This is a genomic window from Coleofasciculus sp. G2-EDA-02 (assembly GCF_040226375.1).
Lineage (GTDB): Bacteria > Cyanobacteriota > Cyanobacteriia > Cyanobacteriales > Coleofasciculaceae > Coleofasciculus.
In genome coordinates, this window is sequence record NZ_JAVKEW010000130.1 from 23,520 (window position 1) to 42,356 (window position 18,837).

Sequence of the window (18,837 nt, forward strand, 5' to 3'; positions counted from 1 at the left end):
TTAGGCACTAATCATGGGTTTATATAATAAATCCCGTGTTGCCACCATCGCGGCGACTAATTTATCCATTTCCTCCTTGGTATGCAGGGCATTTGCCGTCATCCGGATGCGAGGTTTGGCAATAAACCAGATGGGTGACACCCAAATCCCATGGTTTTCTAACATGTAACGACCAAATAATTTTGGATTAATTTCTGAGGGTAAAATTACCGGGATAACATTAGTTTCACCAATGGCATCAAATCCCGCTTCAACTAAGCGCGATCGCAAGTAGCGAGTATTTGCCTGAAGCTTTTTCACCATATCGGGATGACGGCGCACCTGACGAACGCTCTCTAAAGCAGCGGCTGTTAGGGGTGGCGACAAGGAAACGGTGCCGATAGACGTGGGAGAAACATTTAACAGAGGAATCAATTCTGGCACATGGCTACTAATTGCTGCCCCCGCTGACGCGGCAAACTTGGAGAATGTAGTCATAATCAGCGGCACAACACCTTGCTCAATCGCGTATTGGGGTAGGATGCCAAAATGTTCGTAAACACCACCACCCGTCGCCCCTATCGCCCCACTTGCATGTGCCTCATCCATAACCAAGACACTGCCTTCGTAATGTCGCAGCACCTCAATCATATCGGGGAGTGGTGCAATATCCCCATCCATGGAAAACACGGCATCAGAAATCACCATAATCCGATCATGGGGGCGAGCATAACGACGCAGTTTACGGGATAAGTCCTCTGTATCACAGTGGCGATAGGCTCTCACCCGCACACGCGGACTATGACCAAATAACTTTCCTGAACGAGTTCCCGCATTGACGACTGCTGAGAGAATACAGCCATGGTTAAGGACATCGGTCAAAATCAGCGTCTCACGGGTATGCTGAAAACCAGCAACCGGGATAGCTAGGTGGCAGAAGGCATCCATCAAGGCTTGCATCGCCATCCAAGCATTTAAAAAGAGTTGGGTATGGGGCAGGTGCTTAAACTCAGAAATCTCTTGTTCGAGCTGTCGATGTAAATCAATGCGACCACTCAGGACTGAGGTTGAACTGTTGGACGTACCGTATTGAAAGATAGCATCAACCGCTGCTTGGCGAACCGCCTCGTTCTGAACCAAACCTAAGACATCATTCGTACAGAACGTTAGAACCGTCTGACGCTTTCCTGTGGCGACTGATTCTATCTCGACTAAATTACCTTGCTTTTGATGACAGACATATTCGTCGGGCGCTAATCCACTTTCGTACCACCGCTGAACGTACTCTTTGACAACTTCCACAACCTTACTCCTCTCACCTTTTCCTAGATAGACTACCGCTTCTAGATAAAAACGTGTGTTTTTCTCTTAAATTTAAGTGATTATCCCGACTGAATAGCAAGCTCCATGTTGGCGGTTTTATAGAGTACACGGTAATCCTACATAATACATGGTGATTGGACTGAGCGGCTTATGACAGACAATAACGCTGGCACATTGGCGAACGCTGTTGTTGGTGCGTTTTTAATTTCTGCTCTAGCAGGGTAACATAAAATTCAACCCCCTGCTGGATTTGTTTTCATCTCCAGCTCTATGTCTAGGGTTTGGTTGCTAAAGCCCGTTTATATTGACGCATAATCAGCCGCTGTATGGCAATGATCGCGGGATTGACTTCCACATAGCGACGCTGGGGATTTGCCAGATAGGTTCGCTGCTCACTTTCCATCATTTCGATATCTTGGTTGAGAAATCGCATAAATACAAACCGTTCCAGTACGGTAGACAAGATGGGAGCAAAGAGCTGGCGGAACCATTGGGGTAGGGGAACTTTAAAAAAGAATAGAGCAAAGGAGCGACTTTCTGTAAGTCCTATGGGGAGGCGCATCAGGTAGAGATTGGAGACGCCTTCTAGAGAACTGTAATAATGGGGATAGCGATACTGTACCGATATGGTGCGCCGAGTCACTTGATCCGCGCGATCGCTCAACCCTAACCATTGAGCCATACGCCCTTTATAGGAGACATCGTACTCCGCACAGACAGTATTTTCCGTTTCAAGCAAACGTTTAAGAACCGGATCAAACCATCCTTGAAGGTTTTGGTGCAAAAATCCATGAAAAACATCCATGGTATTTTCATTACAGATAGAAAAATGAGACTTCATCCTGGCACTCACGGGAACCATAAACCAATCCGGATGGTCAAATTCTGGCATATCTGGCGGTTGGCAGGTTGTGGCTAGGGCTGGATCTCCAGCAAAGATCCAAATTAGCTTGTATTTTTCCTGAATCGGGTAGGTACGGACTTGGGCGCAGGGCAGTTTCTGTTGTGGGGGAAAGTAGGGAATGCCTACACAATTGCCCGCACCATCAAACTGCCAGCCGTGATAAGGACAGGCTAAATATTCATCCTGAACAATGCCTTTGTGCAGTTCCACACCTTTGTGAGGACAAGCATTTTCTAAAGCATGGAGTTGACCCTTGGGAGTCCGGTAAACGGCGAGGGATTGTTGCCAAATCTTGACAGGCAAGATTTGACCGGGTTTGATTTGATTTGCCCAAGCCACTGGATACCAGTAGTTGGGGTTAATCCCTACTTCTCTAATCGCGTTTTGAACATTTTGGCTGGTTAGGGTTGTCGCCAGTTCCATATCGGAGCCTCTGTTGTCGATTCATTTGACATATTTATCCTGTTATTTTTTTGCAGTCAATGCATAGGGGGAGAAGGGTGAGCATGTTCCAGACTTAGCCGGCTAGGTCTGAGTGTTTAGTTGCGCTATAGTTGTCAAACTATTTAGGTATTTTAAGTTATGTTACGTGATCCTCGGCTGTTCGTGCTGCTAATCGCCGGCTCTCTCACCACCATGGCTGGGGGAGTGGTGGCGCCAATTTTGCCAGAGATGATCCAACAACTTAACCTTGATCCGGCATTGGCGGGGAATTTGGTCAGCCTGCATTGTTTAACCATTGCCCTATTTAGTCCGCCCTTAGGAATCTTGGCAGATCGGATGGGGCACCTGCGGGTGCTGATCCCATCGTTAATTCTCTACGCCTTATTTGGCACAGCTGGAGCCTTTATACACTCACTGATGCCGTTATTAGTGGTGCGGGGACTATTAGGCGCCGCCAGTGGCGGTATTGCGGCGGCGAGTTTGGGTATTTTGGGGAATATGTACGAAGGTGAGGCGCGATCGCAGGCGTTGGGCTACGCAACCAGTACACTGACCATTATGGGCATTGCTTTTCCCCTACTTGGGGGTTGGGTGGGTTCATTTCACTGGCAATGGGCATTTGGTCTGTATGGGATAGGACTACCTATGGCAATCTTAGCCGCACGGTTCTTACCGAAAAAATCCTCCCCAAAAACCAAGGTAGACGCTAAAGATGTTGCGAGTAAACTGCGTCAGGTTTTAGGACGCCCCTACACCCTACGCCTCTTATTTACACTCAGTTTGGTATCCATTGCTATGTACGCGGTGGTCATTTATGCTCCGCAATATCTCAAACAAACTATTGACGCCACAAGCGTGGTGAATGGCATCGTTCTAGCATCACGGGCAATAGGCGCGGCTGTTATATCAGCATTTGGCGCCAAAAGACTCGCCCAGGGTTTGGGACAACGCACGACGGTTGCGATCGGGTTGGGTTTGATGGCGTTAACCTTAAGTACCATTCCCGTACTGCATCAACTGGGTTGGATTTTGGTTACGGCTATCTTCTTTGGCGTGGGATTTGGTTTGGTACTTCCTACACTTTACGGCACTCTAGCGAATCTAGCTCCCCCAGACTTGAAATCTAGTGTACTCGCGGCTGGGACAGGCGCGGGGTTTTTGGGACAGTTTATATCCCCCATTTTGTTAGGACCGGTGTTAGCTTATTGCGGTTTACAGTGGGTGTTCTATGCGGCGGCAATTGTGGCACTACTTGCAGGATTGTTGCTATTTGCCCACAAGCAATAAGTTATTTGTCATTTGTCATTTTTCCTTTGTTATTGATAAGGACGACTTGCTTATCTGGGATAACTGCTTTACTAAAACTTCAAACTCTCTGCGGATAATTAAAGATTTGACTAACTAGAATCGAATATCTATCTTTTTTATTGCTAATTAGTTACCATGACAGAGGCATTAAAATACTCAATATTGGCGATAAAAAAATTCATTTATTTAATCTCGCTAGAGTAACTATTTATGACTGACTAGGATTTACCCTTAAGGGTGTATCATGCATCAATCCCTAATTTATTTCTTCGGAAGCCTATACTCTTTGTGACCTCGGATTGAAAGATATACCCAAAAATAATGGTAATTGATGTAAGTTCTAATCCTTTCAAAGATTTCAGAGTTTTTTTAGACTACATTAAAACTAGAAAAGACAACAATTCTATTAATGGTATTAGGCAGCACCGTCTTTTCAGAAGTGTAATTAATACCACTAATTGGCTTGAAATTCAGTCTAAATATTATCAGGATTCAATTTTTAATGATATTGATTTGAATGAGACTATTTACTCACTCACGCAGAAAGGAATTTCCCTAAACCTTAACCTTCCCTTACAGGTTATCGAAGAAATCCGAAACTTAGCGCTGGCAACTCCTTGCCATGAACCCAACAATACCCAATTCAGTTTTTATGCATCTGAAAAAAAACAAGTCATGATGCAAACTGAAAAACCATTAGTTCGGGGTATTTATAACCATAGTATATGTTTAGATCCAACGATTAAGAAACTAGAAAGCGATCCAATACTATTAGCAATTGCCGCAACCTATCTAAACGCCGAACCGATTCACCAAAACACTCAGCTTTGGTGGAGTTTTGCTGTAGAGTCAACTCTCTATGAGCGACGCCAAGCGACTCAGAGGTTTTATCGAGGCACTATTACCCCTCGGAGCTTGACTTTTTACTTTTATTTAACAGATGTGGATTTGTGCAGTAATCCTCACGTCTGTGTGCTGGAGAGCCACCGGAAGAAAAAACTTGCCTATCGATTTGTGAAGAAAGACTATTCACTCCAAGAAATCAGCAAATATTATGGTTATCCAAATATAACCTCTATTTGCGGTAAGGCGGGTTTTGGATTTGTGGAAGATGCCCGTTGCTTCCATAAAAAAATCTCTCCTAGCAGCAATGATCGCTTAACCTTAGAACTTAAATTTGCCGCCAAGCCTCGTTCGATTTAAGTTTCGAGATTTTCCGAAATTAGGGGCGATTCCTGACACAATTAGCCAGACATCAACTCTCGAAACTGATGCAAAACCAGATCCAAACCAACAGAACGCGAGGCTTTGAATAGTATGCGATCGCCCGGTTGAACCAATTCCTGTAAATGTTGCACCAAAGCGTCATCCTGGGCAAAGCCTTCGCTGGGTAATGTAGAGATTCCCCTAGTAATTGCTTCGGCTTCTTGATCCTTAAGAGTAATTAACACCGCATCTAATTGGAGTTGCTGGGCTTTTTGTCCAACTTGCTGGTGTAGTTGTTGCGAATGATCTCCTAATTCCTTCATTGAACCCAAAACAGCAATGCGTCGCTTACCCGGCGTCTGGGCGAGGAGGTGCAACGCTGCGATCATGGCTTCAAATCCAGCATTATAGGTTTCATCAAGAATCACGATATCATTGGGTAACTCATAGCGTTGCGATCGCCCCCCAGGCATCTGAACCGCTAATCCTTGAGTTAGGGGTGTCCAGTCAATCTGGAGATGTTTTGCCACAGCTAACGCGGCTAAATAGTTAAGGGCATTATGTTCACCCGGTAAGGGTAAGGGAAACGTCATACCGTCTACTGCTAGGCGAAACAGGTCAATAAGTTTCCCTTGTACATCGCCACCGTTTAAACCAAACGTCAGGGTTTCCCCTTGCCAAACCGTAGCCGCCGTATCCATTAAGCGTTGGTTATCATGATTGAGAATAGCTACACTGCTCTCAGGCATTTGCGCCAATAACTCACACTTAGCTTTTGCGATCGCATCCTCAGATCCTAACAATCCAATATGTGCCGTCCCCACATTTGTAATCACACCAATCGTCGGACGGGCAATTTGGGTCAACAGGGCAATTTGCCCAGAACCCCGCATCGCCATTTCAATCACAGCATAATCATGGTCTGAATCTAATTCCAGTAACGTTTTTGGCACACCAATTTCATTATTGTAGTTCGCCTGGGTTTTCAGTACATTACCTTGATTAGACAAAACCGCCGCGATTAATTCTTTCGTCGTCGTTTTTCCAGCAGAACCCGTAACCGCAATCACCGGAATATCAAACTGATCGCGCCACCATCGAGCAATTTGCTGATAGGCTTGTAGAGTGTCATCGACTTGAAGCTGCGGTATGCCCGGAAGTTGGCGAGCTTGGTCACGGTTGGTAATTACTGCGATCGCCCCTTTCTCAATCGCTACTCCAGCATAATCATGCCCATCAAAGGTTTCCCCTCGCAGCGCCAAAAAGATTTGACCCGGTTCGAGGTGACGAGTATCAGTGGTTATACCGCAGACTGGGTTAACACTCATCTGCGCTGACAGATTAACCGGGGTAGCAGCGAGTACCTCAACGAATTGAGTTAAAGAAAGCTGACAAGGCATAATTCCAGGGTGGTGAATACGTTGTGGCTAGTTACGGTGGTGGGAGTGGGCGAGCAACACTCATCCCCTACCCAATTCCCAACTTCTTCAACAAGTCGGGGATCTAATTGGCGATTTTTCGCTATATTCACCCAATCTTCACACTTTTGCGGCATAATTTTACAGAATGATCCATACTTAGTTTAGTATGCTTATAGGTAGAGATAATATAATTCATTAGATTTAAGCAATCCTTGACCAAGCTCATTTAGGCGGGGTAATTGATAAAGTGCATCAGGGTTTTCGGTTGTTGCGGTGCAGGGCAAGTCAAATTTGAGCTTAGATCTGCCACATTCCATTCAAATCGATCAGCCCACGGCGTTTGCGCGTAGGGAGGCGGACTGAAGTGACTACTAGTACTTGGACAAATTCCGACATCAGACAAACTAGCTCACAAGAGCAACAACTGTACGACCATTTTCTGTATTGTGTACAGATAGAATCTCCTAGTCAGACGCTCGAACGCTTCAAACAGCTATTCATGGACGGCTCTAGATATTCAGAGCCGGAAATCTGGATGGTATTGGAAAAGCTGGCAATGGATAAGCAGGCTGAGCAAGAGTTCAAGTTTATCCTGAATCGTTGTTGCCACATCCTGATTAACCGTTGGCAAATACAACCGCAACTGCAAGGTGCTATTCCTGAGTTGGTAGCATTACTTGATGATATTCCACCAGCAACCGGGGTTTACTCGCGCGGTTCTAGGCGTCTACGACACCTGCTACAGATTTTCAAAGAGACTGAGCAATATCTCACCCTGCATCGCTTATCTCAGGTGGTTGGTGAAACATCCACCACTTCTAAAGAAGTCGGAACTCTCATTCAGCGATACCCCTATCTGTACGAACACTGTTTGCTGAGTGAAGATAGTAGTTACGAACATCGGCAAACCGTGCGGCAAATTCAATCCCGGCTCCAGCGGCGCTTCGAGCTAGATTTATCACAGTACGTTACTTATCAGGTGCGATGCGCCCAACTGAAACGTAGGAACCAGAAAGAAGCTTCAACCAAAATTATCCAGCCTGTCAAAAATCCCACCCTTTTAACGGATCATGAGTTGGGAACGGCTCTTAAACAGTTTGTTGGCAAAGTCCAAGGCTCTCATACTTGCAGGGATGTGGCTCAAAGTTTCCTAACCCATAGCAGTCAGGCGCCTTGCTACAAAGACTTTAAGGACGATTTGTATGAGTATCTGACGGCTTCCATTGATCCAGCCTACGGAAAACGGCAGTTTAATAGTCGGTTGCATGAGCATATGAAAAATACCTTACCTGACAGCGATAATCAGAAGCCCAGCGAATTTCTGATTTTGCGAACCTGTAGCCAGTTATTAAATTTTCTCGTTGTGGAGAGTTCTGTTCGCCCTAAACATTTTGTTTTTGTCGATCTAATTACGAATTTAGGTGCAACGGTTACTACTATGTTGCTACTCAAGATTGTGTTGCTGTGTCGTAAAGTTAAACCCTATTTGGAAAAGCGATTTTCCATTTTGTTCAATCATTATGAGTCTTCAACTAGAGACGGTGTACCCTGGTTAATTAAGTCTCTGGAAAACTTGAATGTTGCCTTTAGTATTCATTTTGGCAGAGCTGACCTTTCCTGTCTGAATCAAATTATGTAGATTCGTCATTCATCATTCGTCATTTGTCACTGTTCCAAATCTCTTGTGAAAAGGAAACGATAGTAGTAAAACCAGCCCCTACACAAACCTGAAAAATTAAAACTCAAAACTAAATTATGCGGCTGTTGTAGAGGCTCATTGCCTTTTCGACGCCTTGCTTAAGCGAGAGTTCTATGGCGTCAACGGCGAGTTGGATGACTTCGGAGATGATCTTAGATTCTTCAGGAGAGAATTTGCCTAAGACGTGACTCACGGTGTTCTTGTCGGGGTCAGACTTGCCAATCCCAATGCGTAGGCGAGGGAAATTTTGCGTTCCTAAATGAGCGATCGCGGATTTCATGCCGTTGTGCCCTCCCGCCGAACCAGAAAGGCGTAGACGTAGCCGCCCGACGGGTAAATCAAGCTCATCATAGACGATGAAAACTGACTCTGGGGGAATTTTATACCAATCTATCGCGGCACGAATTGCTTGCCCAGAACGATTCATGTAAGTTAGGGGCTTGAGTAAACGTAGTTTGTCACCTGTTAAGCCACGTCCTTCCCCCAACACCGCTTGGAATCGACGATTTTCGCTCCAAGAAATTTGCACCCGACGGGCTAACTCATCGGCGACCTCAAAACCAATATTATGACGGGTTTTGTCGTATTTTGGTTCGGGATTACCCAAACCTACAATTAGTTGAGGAATCACTAAAGTGTCATTCGTCATGTGTCATGTGTCATTTTTCATTTTTTAGGGAACAGGGAATAGGGAAAAGGAAATAGGGAATAGGGAACAGCTTATGATCTTATTTCATTGGTGAGTAGAGAAATTCTCCCTTGTCCTCCCCAGCTCCCCCAGCTCCCCCAGCTCCCCCAGATTCCCCAGCTCCCCCCGCTCCCTGCTTCAATCAGGCAGGAGACTGAAATAGGGATTCTAGGTAGACACGAGCGCAAGCACGATAGGTCTGGGAGGCTTCGGCTGTCTTGCCACTACCATTTTGAAGCAGAAACAGCGATAGCGCTGCGGCAAACACCCGATCTTGATCCCAAGTGGGATGGGTTTCTAGGTAGCGCTTGAGAGACTCGTGTAGGTCTTCAGGGATTTCTGCCAAAATGCTGACGGTTGCGTTCATAGTTACCTCTCTATCGAATAGCGTGTTGGGACAAAAGCCACCTTGCTCGCTCTCTACGTGTCTGTGGAAATCGGCTACTGTAGCTAAAACCTTACGGCAAATAGACGAAAGACACAGCACCCACTGCTCTTGCCGCTTTGAGATGTCTCAAGTTTTTTTATGGGTAGGTCGCACTATTCTCAACTGAGATGGGGTGGGGTTGTCAATGATACGAAATATTGCAAGGTCACTCAAATTGCCTAAATGCTAACGATAAAATCAGCCTTTGAACCCGATATTTGTTACATAACTTTACATAAATATCATCAAGGATCGTCTCCGAATCCTGGGTAGGGAAAATCCCCAACATGAGGGGATAGGCTCGATCCCGCCGTTCATCCCTGTGGAAAACCGTTGGTAATTTGTGGAAAACTTGGAAACCTCATGTGGAAATACTGGGGAATCTAGTGGGGAAAACTCGGCTAAAAGATAAGAATTGCAAATTGTTTGATCGTCTATGGATCAATACTACAAAGGATCAGCTCTAGGGCTTTGCTCCAGTAACCCCAGTTAGCCGTAGAGACGTGCCATGGCACGTCTCTACATTGCTCTGGAATTTCCCCAGGTCAAGCCACAGAGTCAACGTTGAGGGAATGACCCAAAACGCTAAAAACCTGGCGTTGCTCAAATAACTCCACTAAGTCGCCGTTAATTTTGTTTTTGGCAGCTTCTTGTCGCAGGATTTTCATGGCTGTTTCAATAGGTAGCCGACGCTTGTAGGGGCGATCGCTGGCGGTGAGGGCGTCATAAATATCGGCAACGGTGAGCATTTGGGTTTGCAGTGGAATTTCATCTTGCTTTAAGCCCCTAGGGTAGCCGCTGCCATCTAGTTTCTCGTGATGTCCATAGGCAATCATCGGAACGCCTTTGAGATGCTTTGTCCAGGGAATGCGTTGGAGAAAGTGGTAGGTGTGAGTAACATGAGATTCAATACTCAAACGCTCTTCGGGGGTTAAATTCCCTTTTGGCACGAGCAATTGAACCATCTCTGCCTTGGTAATCAGGGGTTTGATTTGACCATCCACATCTCGATAGGTGTATTGAGACAGAGCGGTCAGTTGAGTTAATGTCTCCTCTGTAAATGCCTGAAAATCACGAGTGAGCAGTACCTCTGGCTCATTGAGTTTTTGCACAAATTCCCGATAATGCTTTATTGTTTCAATAGCTTGAGCCAGTTGTGTATCAAGCTGTTCGAGTTTGTGGCAGTGAGGACAGATCGAGGTTGAACTATTCTTGTTATGGCGATGGTCAGGATGTTCGAGTAAATACTGAAACTTCTTTTGAGCGCATTCCATTTCCAGAGTGCGCTGTGCTAGAGCAAAGCGATGGAGAATTACCTCTAGCTGTGAGGGATAGAGTTTTTTGCGCTTGCCCAAAATGGCTTCTGGGACTCCCACTTTGCCAAAGTCATGTAATAAGGCAGCATAGCGAAGTTCTCGGATTTGGCGATCATTCAAATAGGCTTTACTCAGTGGACCGTGGGTGATTGCACAAACCTCTTCACTCAGTCGCACGGTGAGTTCTGCCACCCGTTCCGAGTGACCGGAGGTTGTCGGGTCTCGTGTCTCAATAATTTGCACAGAGGCTCTGACAAAGCCCTCAAACAGATTTTCGATACTTTCTTGGAGATGATGGCGTTCAATGGAAATCGCCGCCTGAGAAGCCAGCGATCGCACAATCCGCTCCTCCCAGTCTGAATAGGGCTGGGTCACGTCTACAGCGTTCTCTGGTGTGAGCGTGACATCGGGGCGACTCTTGCGATTAATCAGTTGTAATACGCCAATAATTTCCCCGTCTGGCTTTTGCATCGGCAAAACCAGTACCGAGCAAGTCCGATAGGGCATGTTTGTGTCAAAACTGCGGTCAAGGGCGTAAGGTACGTTGGGGGGCAATTGATACGCATCCGCCAATTTTAAGCTTTCACCCGTTAGCGCTACGTACCCCGCCAAACTTTTACGGTTCAGAGGCATTACAAACTCGTTGAAGGGCTTGTGGGGTAGCGAATCATTCTGTGCCACCTTGAATAACAATCTCGGTTCTGTCTGAGTGTGATTAATCAGATAAAGACTACCTGCATCGCTAAACGTAATTTCCCGGCTTTTGGATAAAATAAGTTTAAGTAATTCATCCAAATCATTACTACTCGAAAGGGCTGTACCAATTGCCAGTAACTGCTCAATCAGTTCTACCCTCTCAGACGATTCTTGTAAAAATTCTTGACTCTCAAGGTTTGAGATATGGACTGGGGCTAGTTTCATAAGGTTTTCCACAGATATAAATGATCACCTTTTACCGAGTTCTAGTGGCTTCAATCTCTTGAAAATAAAGTATCTAATCACTCTTGAAAGATGGATATATTTTTATATTCCAATCTAAAAATGAGTGAAAGTATCAAAGATCTAGTATAGCTACTAAATTTATCAAATAAATCAGCCAGATCTTGTATTTTTTCAATGAAGCCGCACCTGTTTTTTATCTGAACAAAGAAAAATACACCTTGATTAGACATAACATTATTGGAGAATGAAATTACTTTTTAGACTTTTCAATTCTAATCTATTAGGATAGTTTATTGAATAGAAATATATTGGCAGCTAATGAATATTTTTTGTAGATTCAATTTAATGATTATTTTTTAAATTTAAACAAAATACGAGTAGTAATATTAGCCATAAAATGGCATATAAAATCAATGATATTGCCACAGTAATCACTCATCTTGTTTATGGACTTGACTTAAACGGTATAAGGTTTTGACCCTAAGATACCTGGCAAACAGACCCATACAGATGCCATGGCTTTACAGCTCAATCATCGGCATCAATAAAATGTCGTGTAATACCCTTATTCAAGGGTTTTCGCGAAAACTCCGGAAATTTGGGCAAAATTGTTGACAACAACACAGCTATAACAAAGTGAATTTATCATACCCATAGTTATTTGCGAAGGAAGCATTACCCTTCTACCCTCTGGTCACTATACAAGTCCGATGCTACCGGACTTGATATCACACCTTATGTTTAGTCCGTTGACGGTGTGCTGCTTGTCGTAGTTTAAGGCGGTAAGGATCAGCATCTTTGCGCCAGATGACGCGGTGACCTTGGAGTTGGACACAATGGTCGATTAGGCATTGTTGCCAGCCTTTGCGCGTACCGATAGTTTGGGTATTATCCAGCAGTCCCCAATCTTCTTCCTGACGAGTAAGTTTGGCAAATTTTTCGTACAGGGGATAATCTGGGGTGACAAAGGTTTCTTTACGGTGCAAGATAGGGGGATTTCTGGAGGTGTCGTAGTGGCGATAGGTAACCTGTAAATCCTGCAAGTCAATGTTCATGCTTGTGTGTAGTTCTGGATGCGGTTCAGTGTCGAAATTGGGATAGAACAGGTAGGAGATTTTGGGTTGATTAATATGAAACTTGACTAATGTTGCCCCCTCTAAGCGACCAACAGTACGGCTGGCGCACCCTTCGTAGAGTCGGAGTGGGGCTTCGAGGGCTTCGAGGGCACAAACATGGACGTAGAGGGCGGTGGGGAGGAGTTTGCCGACTCGAGATCGCTGGCAGCAATTGGCAATTAAGCTGGGATTGCCCACACTTAAGAGGATTAAATCAGCCGCAGCACAGGCTTGTTGATAATTACCAAAGAAGGCTCTAATATCATTTTGGACTAAAGGATCTAATTGACCAAACTTGGGGCGATCATTGAATTTAGCCAGGGCGAGATAGACAAGAAAATCATGGCGACGTTTGTCTGCGATCGCATCCCATTCGTTTTGCTCAGTCACTTGTAAAATAACCTTAAAGGCACGGCGTAGGTTGCCGAATTCTTCTATAATTTCTTCGGTATTAGGGAGTTCCAAGGGGCTGGGAAGGCGTCCCCGTTCGGTGATAAATGCCATCAGGGGGGTAAGCATGTCTTGATAGTCCTCGAACCGCTTCACACTGAGGCGGATTCTGGGGATAGTTGTGCGAGAACGGAAGCGGGATGCCCGGAAGCTTTCAGCTTGAGTGGAATCCCGAAAGATAAAATAGATGCCTAAGTCAACGGGAATGGCATCAACACCTAATACTTGGTCAATATAGGCTTTGAGTTCTTCTTGTTCGTAGTATTTCTGAAATGTATTGCGGCGGGTGACAATACCATCACCATAAGCAATTTGCCCAGAATTACGGTCATCAATTAAAACTTGGGCAGAGACAATCAGCACCTTTTGGGTGAGTTCCCAGGCTTTCAGTAAGGCTTGGCGACGTTCTCCTGGCTTTTCAATTACATTGATTACATAGCCCAGGTTAACGATATCAGAGGGGACTAGAGAATTGCTGCCATGGTAGTAGGGGTCCCAACCTGCACAGGTATAGCTTTGCCGACGCAGACGGTTAATGTCACTACCACGACCGCAGCCGTAGTCAAAAAAGGAAGTATCTTTAGTTAGAATTGCACTTTCTAGGGCTAATCGCACTGGCTTCGACAAGTTAGTGCGGACTATTGCAGCCCTGTGACGCTCGATTTCAGTACTGTCTGGGATAGGAGCAACCATAGCTGAGTCGGCGAGCTTTTTGACTAATATACTGTGTAAATCTCAGTGAGCGCTACTATCGAGAACACCAGTCTAGTTATAGAATCCTTGTCGTGGGGAATGCCTAAATGTCACTTAAAAGCCAGGAGGCGTAATGAAAGCCCTAGTCACCGGAGCCAACGGATTTACAGGTTCTCATTTAGTTAAAGCCTTAGAACAACGGGGGGATACCGTTGTCGGTTTCGTCCGCAAGTCTAGCAACCTTCAGCGTCTCTCAGATTCTCAAGTTCAACTGATTTACGGCGATATCACTGATCGCGACGCCCTGAAAACAGCCATGACGGGTGTAGACTGGGTATTTCACACCGCCGCTTATGTGGAATTAGGACTCGTTGATGCCAAGAAAATGGAACGGGTGAATGTGGAGGGAACCCGCGCTGTTTTAGAGGTGGCTCAAGCTGTTGGTGTATCCAAACTCGTCTACTGTAGCACCATTGGCGTTTTTGGTGACACCAAAGGTCAAGTCGTCAATGAAACCTTCCAACGCCAACAAACCGACTTTTCTAGCGCTTATGACAGCACCAAGTACCAAGCCCAACAAATTGTAGACCAATTTGCCGCCCAAGGCTTACCCGTGGTTAGTATTCTCCCGTCTGGTATCTTTGGTGCAGATGACCCCCATTTTGGTCCGGTACTGAAGCAATTTCTCAAAGGCGGTTTAAAGGTATGGGCGGGGGGCGATCGCATTACCGGGATTGTCCACGTCGATGACTTAGCCAACGCCATGATTCTGGCAGCCCAAAAGGGTCAACCTGGAGAAAAATATATCATTTCGGCGGGTGATCTTTCCACCCGTGAGATGTTCACCCTTATCAGTCAAGACACCGGCATTCCGGTTCCGGCTGAAGCCCCCAAACCCTTGGTGAGACTCGCTGGAAACCTCCTTGACCCCATCGGACGCCTGTTGAATTGGCAACCACCTCTGAGTCGGGAACGGGTTCATTACGTCTATGATCGTTGCGTGCGCGTCGATGCAACCAAAGCACGTCAAGACTTAGGCTGGAATCCGCGATCGGTATCGCAAACCCTCAGCGAGATTGTCAGGATCATGAAAACTCAATCCTAGATGAGTAGATGGGTAGGGTGCGTTAGGCGCTGGTTTGCTGAAGATAAAGAAGATTTATCCTTTTTTCGGCGCAACGCACCGTTATAATCTGGTTTGAAGTTAATCGATAAATTTGGGTGGGGATTAGGGCGGGTTTCGTTGTTGAGTTTGAGGTGATTAGTTCATTTAATCCCTAAACCCGCCCCTACATCTTTTTTGGATGCGATCGCGCCTTGAAATCATCTAGGTTTTCTTGTCCGGTTTCCGGTTAATCTATCTATCGGATATCGGGGCAAAAAATCTAATGTAGGGGCGGATTTAGGGACAAACTCAACCGACCAACCCATAACCTTTCTACAAAACCCGCCCCTACACCTTTTGGGTGCGATCGCGCCTTGAAATCATCTAGGTTTTCTTATGCGATTTCCGGTTAATCTATCTATCGGATATCGGGGCAAAAAATCTAACGTAGGGGCGGGTTTAGGGACATAATTAACAGACCAACCAATCACCTTTCTACAAAACCCGCCCAGCCCCAACCTTAATATTTGCTTTTTCAAGGTTTTTTTTATATTTAACTATGACGCCTTGCAAACTAAGAAGTTGAGTAAGCTGTCTCTTCATTTTTCGAGTGTGTTTGTTTAGGCTTGAAGATTTTACAGAGTAGAGGAAATGTGATGTTCTTATAGAGTCCATAAGCATTCACCGAGACAATACCGCGATCTATTTTTCCCACACTCCCTAAGTATTGCCGGGGCAAATAATCGGTTTTATTCCCTTTTTTTCTATCTCCTGTCTCATCAATTATTACAGTAATTTTTTGACCTTTTAAGGCTTCTAGAGTTTTTTTCAATCGGCGAGATTTTAATTCTCTGACTAACTAAACGAGAATCGCCGTAGCGAGCGTCTCGCTCGCTATTGGTTCGTTCAAGGGAGGCAGAGCCTCCCCGGAGGCATTCCCTTTTCAGACCTGGGAACGAGAGCAACGAAAGCAGCTCCCCCAACTCCCAGACGTGCCATGGCACGTCTCACCATGAATTACCCACCCCCAAATTGTTGGCGCAATTCTTCTATTTCCGTATCCTCTAACTTGCGAAATAGAGGAGGTGGAACATCAAAAGAACGACCCGCTGCCAATGCATTGAAATCCACCGCCTGAGTTAACTTTATCGTTCTCTCTGTGTCTGATAACTGCAATGCATCAAAGATTTTCTCAGCCGTAAAGGGAATTAAAGGATTAGACGCGATCGCATACAGCCGAATCAGGTTAATACAGGTGCGAATCACCAACGCTGCTTCTTCCTTGTCTTGCTTAAACAGCGCCCAAGGTGCGCGTTCGTCAATATACTGATTCCCCACCGTCCACAGCGCACATAGGGTTTCTGCGGCTTTGCGAAACTCCAGGTTTTGCAAACAATTACTTAGTTTAGTCGTCAAACTAGCACAACTTGCTTGCAACCGTTCTTCCGCTTCTCCTGGCGTTCCCCCTTCTGGAATTACTCCTTTAAACCGACTATTGGCAAACTTTAATGTCCGGTTAACAAAATTACCTAGAGTATCTGCCAAATCCTTGTTTATCTTAATTTGAAATAACTCCCAGGTAAAAGCCGAATCGGAAGACTCTGGTGCCATCGCAATTAAAGCATAGCGCCAGTAATCAGCCGGTAAAATATCTAAGGCTTGGTCAGAAAAGATGCCACGCTTGGAACTGGTGGAAAATTTTCCACCATAATAGGTTAACCAATTGAACCCCTTAATATCATCCGCCATTGTCCAGGGTTCCCGCGTTCCCAGAATCATCGCGGGCCACATAATTGTGTGGAAGGGCAAATTATCTTTTGCCATGAACTGCACATAACTAATATCTTGGGCATCGCACCACCACGGTTTCCAGGCATCGGGTTCAGATTGCTGACTTGCCCATCCTTTGGTGGCGGAAATATAGCCAATGGGGGCATCAAACCAGACATAAAATACTTTACCCTCAAATCCCGGACGGGGTACAGGGACACCCCAACTTAAATCACGGGTAATGCAGCGGTCTTGTAATCCTTCATTTAACCATTTGAGGGCAATGGATTTAGTCAGAGTCGTCCACTTTTGCTGATTATCCACCCAGGAACGCACCTCATCGCTAAGGGCGGTAAGCTTTAAGAATAAATGCTTAGTTTGGCGAACTTCTAAATTTGTACTGCCTGATACAGCAGAACGGGGTTCAATTAGATCTGTAGGATCTAACACCGAAGTACAATTCTCACACTGATCTCCTCTGGCGCGATCGTATCCGCAATGGGGACAGGTTCCAATAATATATCGGTCTGGCAAAAAACGACCATCTTCATGAGAGTAAACCTGGCGGATTTCCCGTTCCTCCATGAAACCATTTTCATCGAGGCGCTGATAGAAATGCTGGGTCAACTCGTGGTTATCTGGGGATGAAGTGCGACCAAAATAGTCGAAAGAAAGTCCAAACCCGCGATAGATTTCGGCTTGCCGTTCGTGTTGTTTTTGACAGTAGGTGGCGACATCTAATCCGGCTTCTAATGCAGCTAATTCAGCCGGTGTACCATGTTCATCCGTGGCACACAAAAACAGAACAGATTCGCCTTCCTGTCGCAGGAAACGGCTATAGACATCTGCCGGAAGCATAGAACCGACCAAATTGCCCAGGTGTTTAATCCCATTGATATAGGGCAACGCACTTGTAATCAGATACCGCATAAATTTTACTTAAGGTGTGCCAAAAGATACAGCGCTACTAGTAGACCAACCCATACTTGAACCCGTTTTAACCGAGATCTGGCATCATTTTCAATCAGATCCTGTCCCCTGGCAAGAACTCAAGCCAAATAGTACAGAAAAACTCCTGTTCTGGAGTGCCTCTGTGGTTCCTTTCCTGCTCAAATCTTTAAAATCCCGTCTTCGAGATAGGTTACTCGGTCAGCGACATCTAGGATGCGGGGATCATGGGTAACCATAAGTACTGTACACCCTTCCTCCTTTGCCAACCGCCGCAATAATTCAATCACCCGATGTCCACTGGTCGAGTCTAGTGCTGCCGTTGGCTCATCTGCCATAATAATCTTAGGATGACCGGCTAAGGAACGTGCGATCGCGACTCGTTGCTTCTGTCCCCCAGACAAGTTAGCAGGGCGTTGATTGGCGTGCAACCCTAATCCCACATGTTCGAGCAACTCCTGCGCTTGATGTCGCGCTTTCCTCCCCCTAATCCCTTTTATATTCAGCACAACTTCCACATTCTCCGCTGCCGTTAGCGCCGGAAACAGGTTAAAATGCTGGAAAATAAAGCCAATTTTATGTCGCCGAAAGCGGGCTAGCTTGGCGCTGGACATTTTGGTTATCTCTTCTCCGAGTAGGGAGACATTACCTACTGAAGGCGTCAGTAGTCCTGCCAGAATAGAGAGTAACGTCGTTTTCCCTGAACCCGATGGTCCCATGAGAATTTGAATATTGCCACGCTTAATTTGCCAGTCAATCCCTTTGAGCACTTGATAGCGCTGATTGCCTGACTTATATTCCATCGTTACCCCTTGAGCAATGATGGTATCCGATTGCTCCTGTTTTAGATCGCTTGAGTGCCAATCAAGCTGGTTTCGGCTTTTTATAGACACAACCATATTGATGTAAGCGACAGTCGGGGTGTATATGTAAAGAAATATAACATAACTAGCCCAAATTAAACTCTCTTCAGATAAAGAGCCATGATTGGATGATAGCGAATTCTGACCAGTCAGATGGGTTGCCGGGTGATAGTTATGATAGTGTCAGGGGGTGGCTTGAAAATGGGAACTGAGGAAAAGTGACAGCAGTAGGGGTT

The 18,837-nt window shown here is 45.6% G+C and carries 13 protein-coding genes and 1 pseudogene; 4 read left to right on the plus strand and 10 right to left on the minus strand.

Translation table 11 applies throughout. The features are described 5' to 3' along the window. The gene (locus RLO19_RS14980; protein WP_446357581.1) at positions 1–1,281 is read right to left on the minus strand and encodes an aminotransferase class I/II-fold pyridoxal phosphate-dependent enzyme; all 1,281 of its coding nucleotides are present in this window, start codon (positions 1,279–1,281) and stop codon (positions 1–3) included. A gap of 295 nt (positions 1,282–1,576) precedes the next feature. Further along, positions 1,577–2,629 carry an aromatic ring-hydroxylating dioxygenase subunit alpha gene (locus tag RLO19_RS14985; RefSeq protein ID WP_446357583.1) on the minus strand — a complete coding sequence of 351 codons (1,053 nt, stop codon included), beginning with the start codon at positions 2,627–2,629 and terminating at the stop codon, positions 1,577–1,579. A gap of 159 nt (positions 2,630–2,788) precedes the next feature. Between RLO19_RS14985 and RLO19_RS14990 the strand changes: the two genes are divergently transcribed. Next, on the plus strand, positions 2,789–3,937 hold the full coding sequence (locus RLO19_RS14990; protein ID WP_446357585.1) for an MFS transporter: 1,149 nt from the start codon (positions 2,789–2,791) through the stop codon (positions 3,935–3,937). 534 nt (positions 3,938–4,471) lie between these two features. Then, positions 4,472–5,161: a hypothetical protein gene (locus RLO19_RS14995; RefSeq protein WP_446357587.1), complete on the plus strand. Its 690-nt coding sequence runs from the start codon at positions 4,472–4,474 to the stop codon at positions 5,159–5,161. 41 nt (positions 5,162–5,202) lie between these two features. Here RLO19_RS14995 and RLO19_RS15000 read toward each other — a convergent pair whose 3' ends face one another. Further along, positions 5,203–6,564, minus strand: a complete 1,362-nt coding sequence (locus RLO19_RS15000; protein WP_446357588.1) for a UDP-N-acetylmuramoyl-tripeptide--D-alanyl-D-alanine ligase — start codon at positions 6,562–6,564, stop codon at positions 5,203–5,205. Positions 6,565–6,949: 385 nt separating this feature from the next. Between RLO19_RS15000 and RLO19_RS15005 the strand changes: the two genes are divergently transcribed. Continuing rightward, a complete protein-coding gene (locus RLO19_RS15005) occupies positions 6,950–8,224 on the plus strand; it encodes a hypothetical protein (protein ID WP_446357590.1) in 1,275 nt (424 codons plus the stop codon). 109 nt (positions 8,225–8,333) lie between these two features. On the opposite strand, the gene pth is transcribed toward RLO19_RS15005, so the two are convergent. From pth to RLO19_RS15025, 4 genes are all read right to left on the minus strand, one after another. After that, entirely contained in the window at positions 8,334–8,933 is a 600-nt protein-coding gene (gene pth / locus RLO19_RS15010; protein WP_446357592.1) for an aminoacyl-tRNA hydrolase, read from the minus strand. Positions 8,934–9,114: 181 nt separating this feature from the next. Next, positions 9,115–9,339 carry a DUF2811 domain-containing protein gene (locus RLO19_RS15015; RefSeq protein WP_446335727.1) on the minus strand — a complete coding sequence of 75 codons (225 nt, stop codon included), beginning with the start codon at positions 9,337–9,339 and terminating at the stop codon, positions 9,115–9,117. 605 nt (positions 9,340–9,944) lie between these two features. Next, a complete protein-coding gene (locus tag RLO19_RS15020; RefSeq protein WP_446357594.1) occupies positions 9,945–11,636 on the minus strand; it encodes an HD domain-containing phosphohydrolase in 1,692 nt (563 codons plus the stop codon). A gap of 749 nt (positions 11,637–12,385) precedes the next feature. Continuing rightward, positions 12,386–13,915: a DNA phosphorothioation-associated putative methyltransferase gene (locus tag RLO19_RS15025; protein WP_446357596.1), complete on the minus strand. Its 1,530-nt coding sequence runs from the start codon at positions 13,913–13,915 to the stop codon at positions 12,386–12,388. A 133-nt stretch (positions 13,916–14,048) separates the two neighbouring features. Here RLO19_RS15025 and RLO19_RS15030 point away from each other — a divergent pair, with 133 nt between their 5' ends. Further along, a complete protein-coding gene (locus tag RLO19_RS15030) occupies positions 14,049–15,020 on the plus strand; it encodes an NAD-dependent epimerase/dehydratase family protein (protein ID WP_446357598.1) in 972 nt (323 codons plus the stop codon). Between the two features lie 595 nt (positions 15,021–15,615). On the opposite strand, the pseudogene RLO19_RS15035 reads toward RLO19_RS15030, so the two are convergent. From RLO19_RS15035 to RLO19_RS15045, 3 genes and pseudogenes are all read right to left on the minus strand, one after another. Next, positions 15,616–15,876: pseudogene (locus tag RLO19_RS15035) on the minus strand (transposase); the annotation flags it as partial. A 161-nt stretch (positions 15,877–16,037) separates the two neighbouring features. Beyond that, positions 16,038–17,720: a methionine--tRNA ligase gene (gene metG / locus RLO19_RS15040; protein WP_446357600.1), complete on the minus strand. Its 1,683-nt coding sequence runs from the start codon at positions 17,718–17,720 to the stop codon at positions 16,038–16,040. A gap of 179 nt (positions 17,721–17,899) precedes the next feature. Then, complete coding sequence (locus RLO19_RS15045) at positions 17,900–18,637, minus strand: ABC transporter ATP-binding protein (RefSeq protein WP_446357602.1); 738 nt, start codon at positions 18,635–18,637, stop codon at positions 17,900–17,902. Positions 18,638–18,837: the final 200 nt, after the last annotated feature.

Coding starts and splice junctions, on each gene's coding strand:
- RLO19_RS14985 (WP_446357583.1), bottom strand. CDS start 2,629: ATGGAACTGGCGACAACCCTAACCAGCCAAAATGTTCAAAACGCGATT.
- RLO19_RS14990 (WP_446357585.1), top strand. CDS start 2,789: ATGTTACGTGATCCTCGGCTGTTCGTGCTGCTAATCGCCGGCTCTCTC.
- RLO19_RS15000 (WP_446357588.1), bottom strand. CDS start 6,564: ATGCCTTGTCAGCTTTCTTTAACTCAATTCGTTGAGGTACTCGCTGCT.
- pth (WP_446357592.1), bottom strand. CDS start 8,933: ATGACGAATGACACTTTAGTGATTCCTCAACTAATTGTAGGTTTGGGT.
- RLO19_RS15015 (WP_446335727.1), bottom strand. CDS start 9,339: ATGAACGCAACCGTCAGCATTTTGGCAGAAATCCCTGAAGACCTACAC.
- RLO19_RS15020 (WP_446357594.1), bottom strand. CDS start 11,636: ATGAAACTAGCCCCAGTCCATATCTCAAACCTTGAGAGTCAAGAATTT.
- RLO19_RS15025 (WP_446357596.1), bottom strand. CDS start 13,915: ATGGTTGCTCCTATCCCAGACAGTACTGAAATCGAGCGTCACAGGGCT.
- RLO19_RS15030 (WP_446357598.1), top strand. CDS start 14,049: ATGAAAGCCCTAGTCACCGGAGCCAACGGATTTACAGGTTCTCATTTA.
- metG (WP_446357600.1), bottom strand. CDS start 17,720: ATGCGGTATCTGATTACAAGTGCGTTGCCCTATATCAATGGGATTAAA.
- RLO19_RS15045 (WP_446357602.1), bottom strand. CDS start 18,637: ATGGTTGTGTCTATAAAAAGCCGAAACCAGCTTGATTGGCACTCAAGC.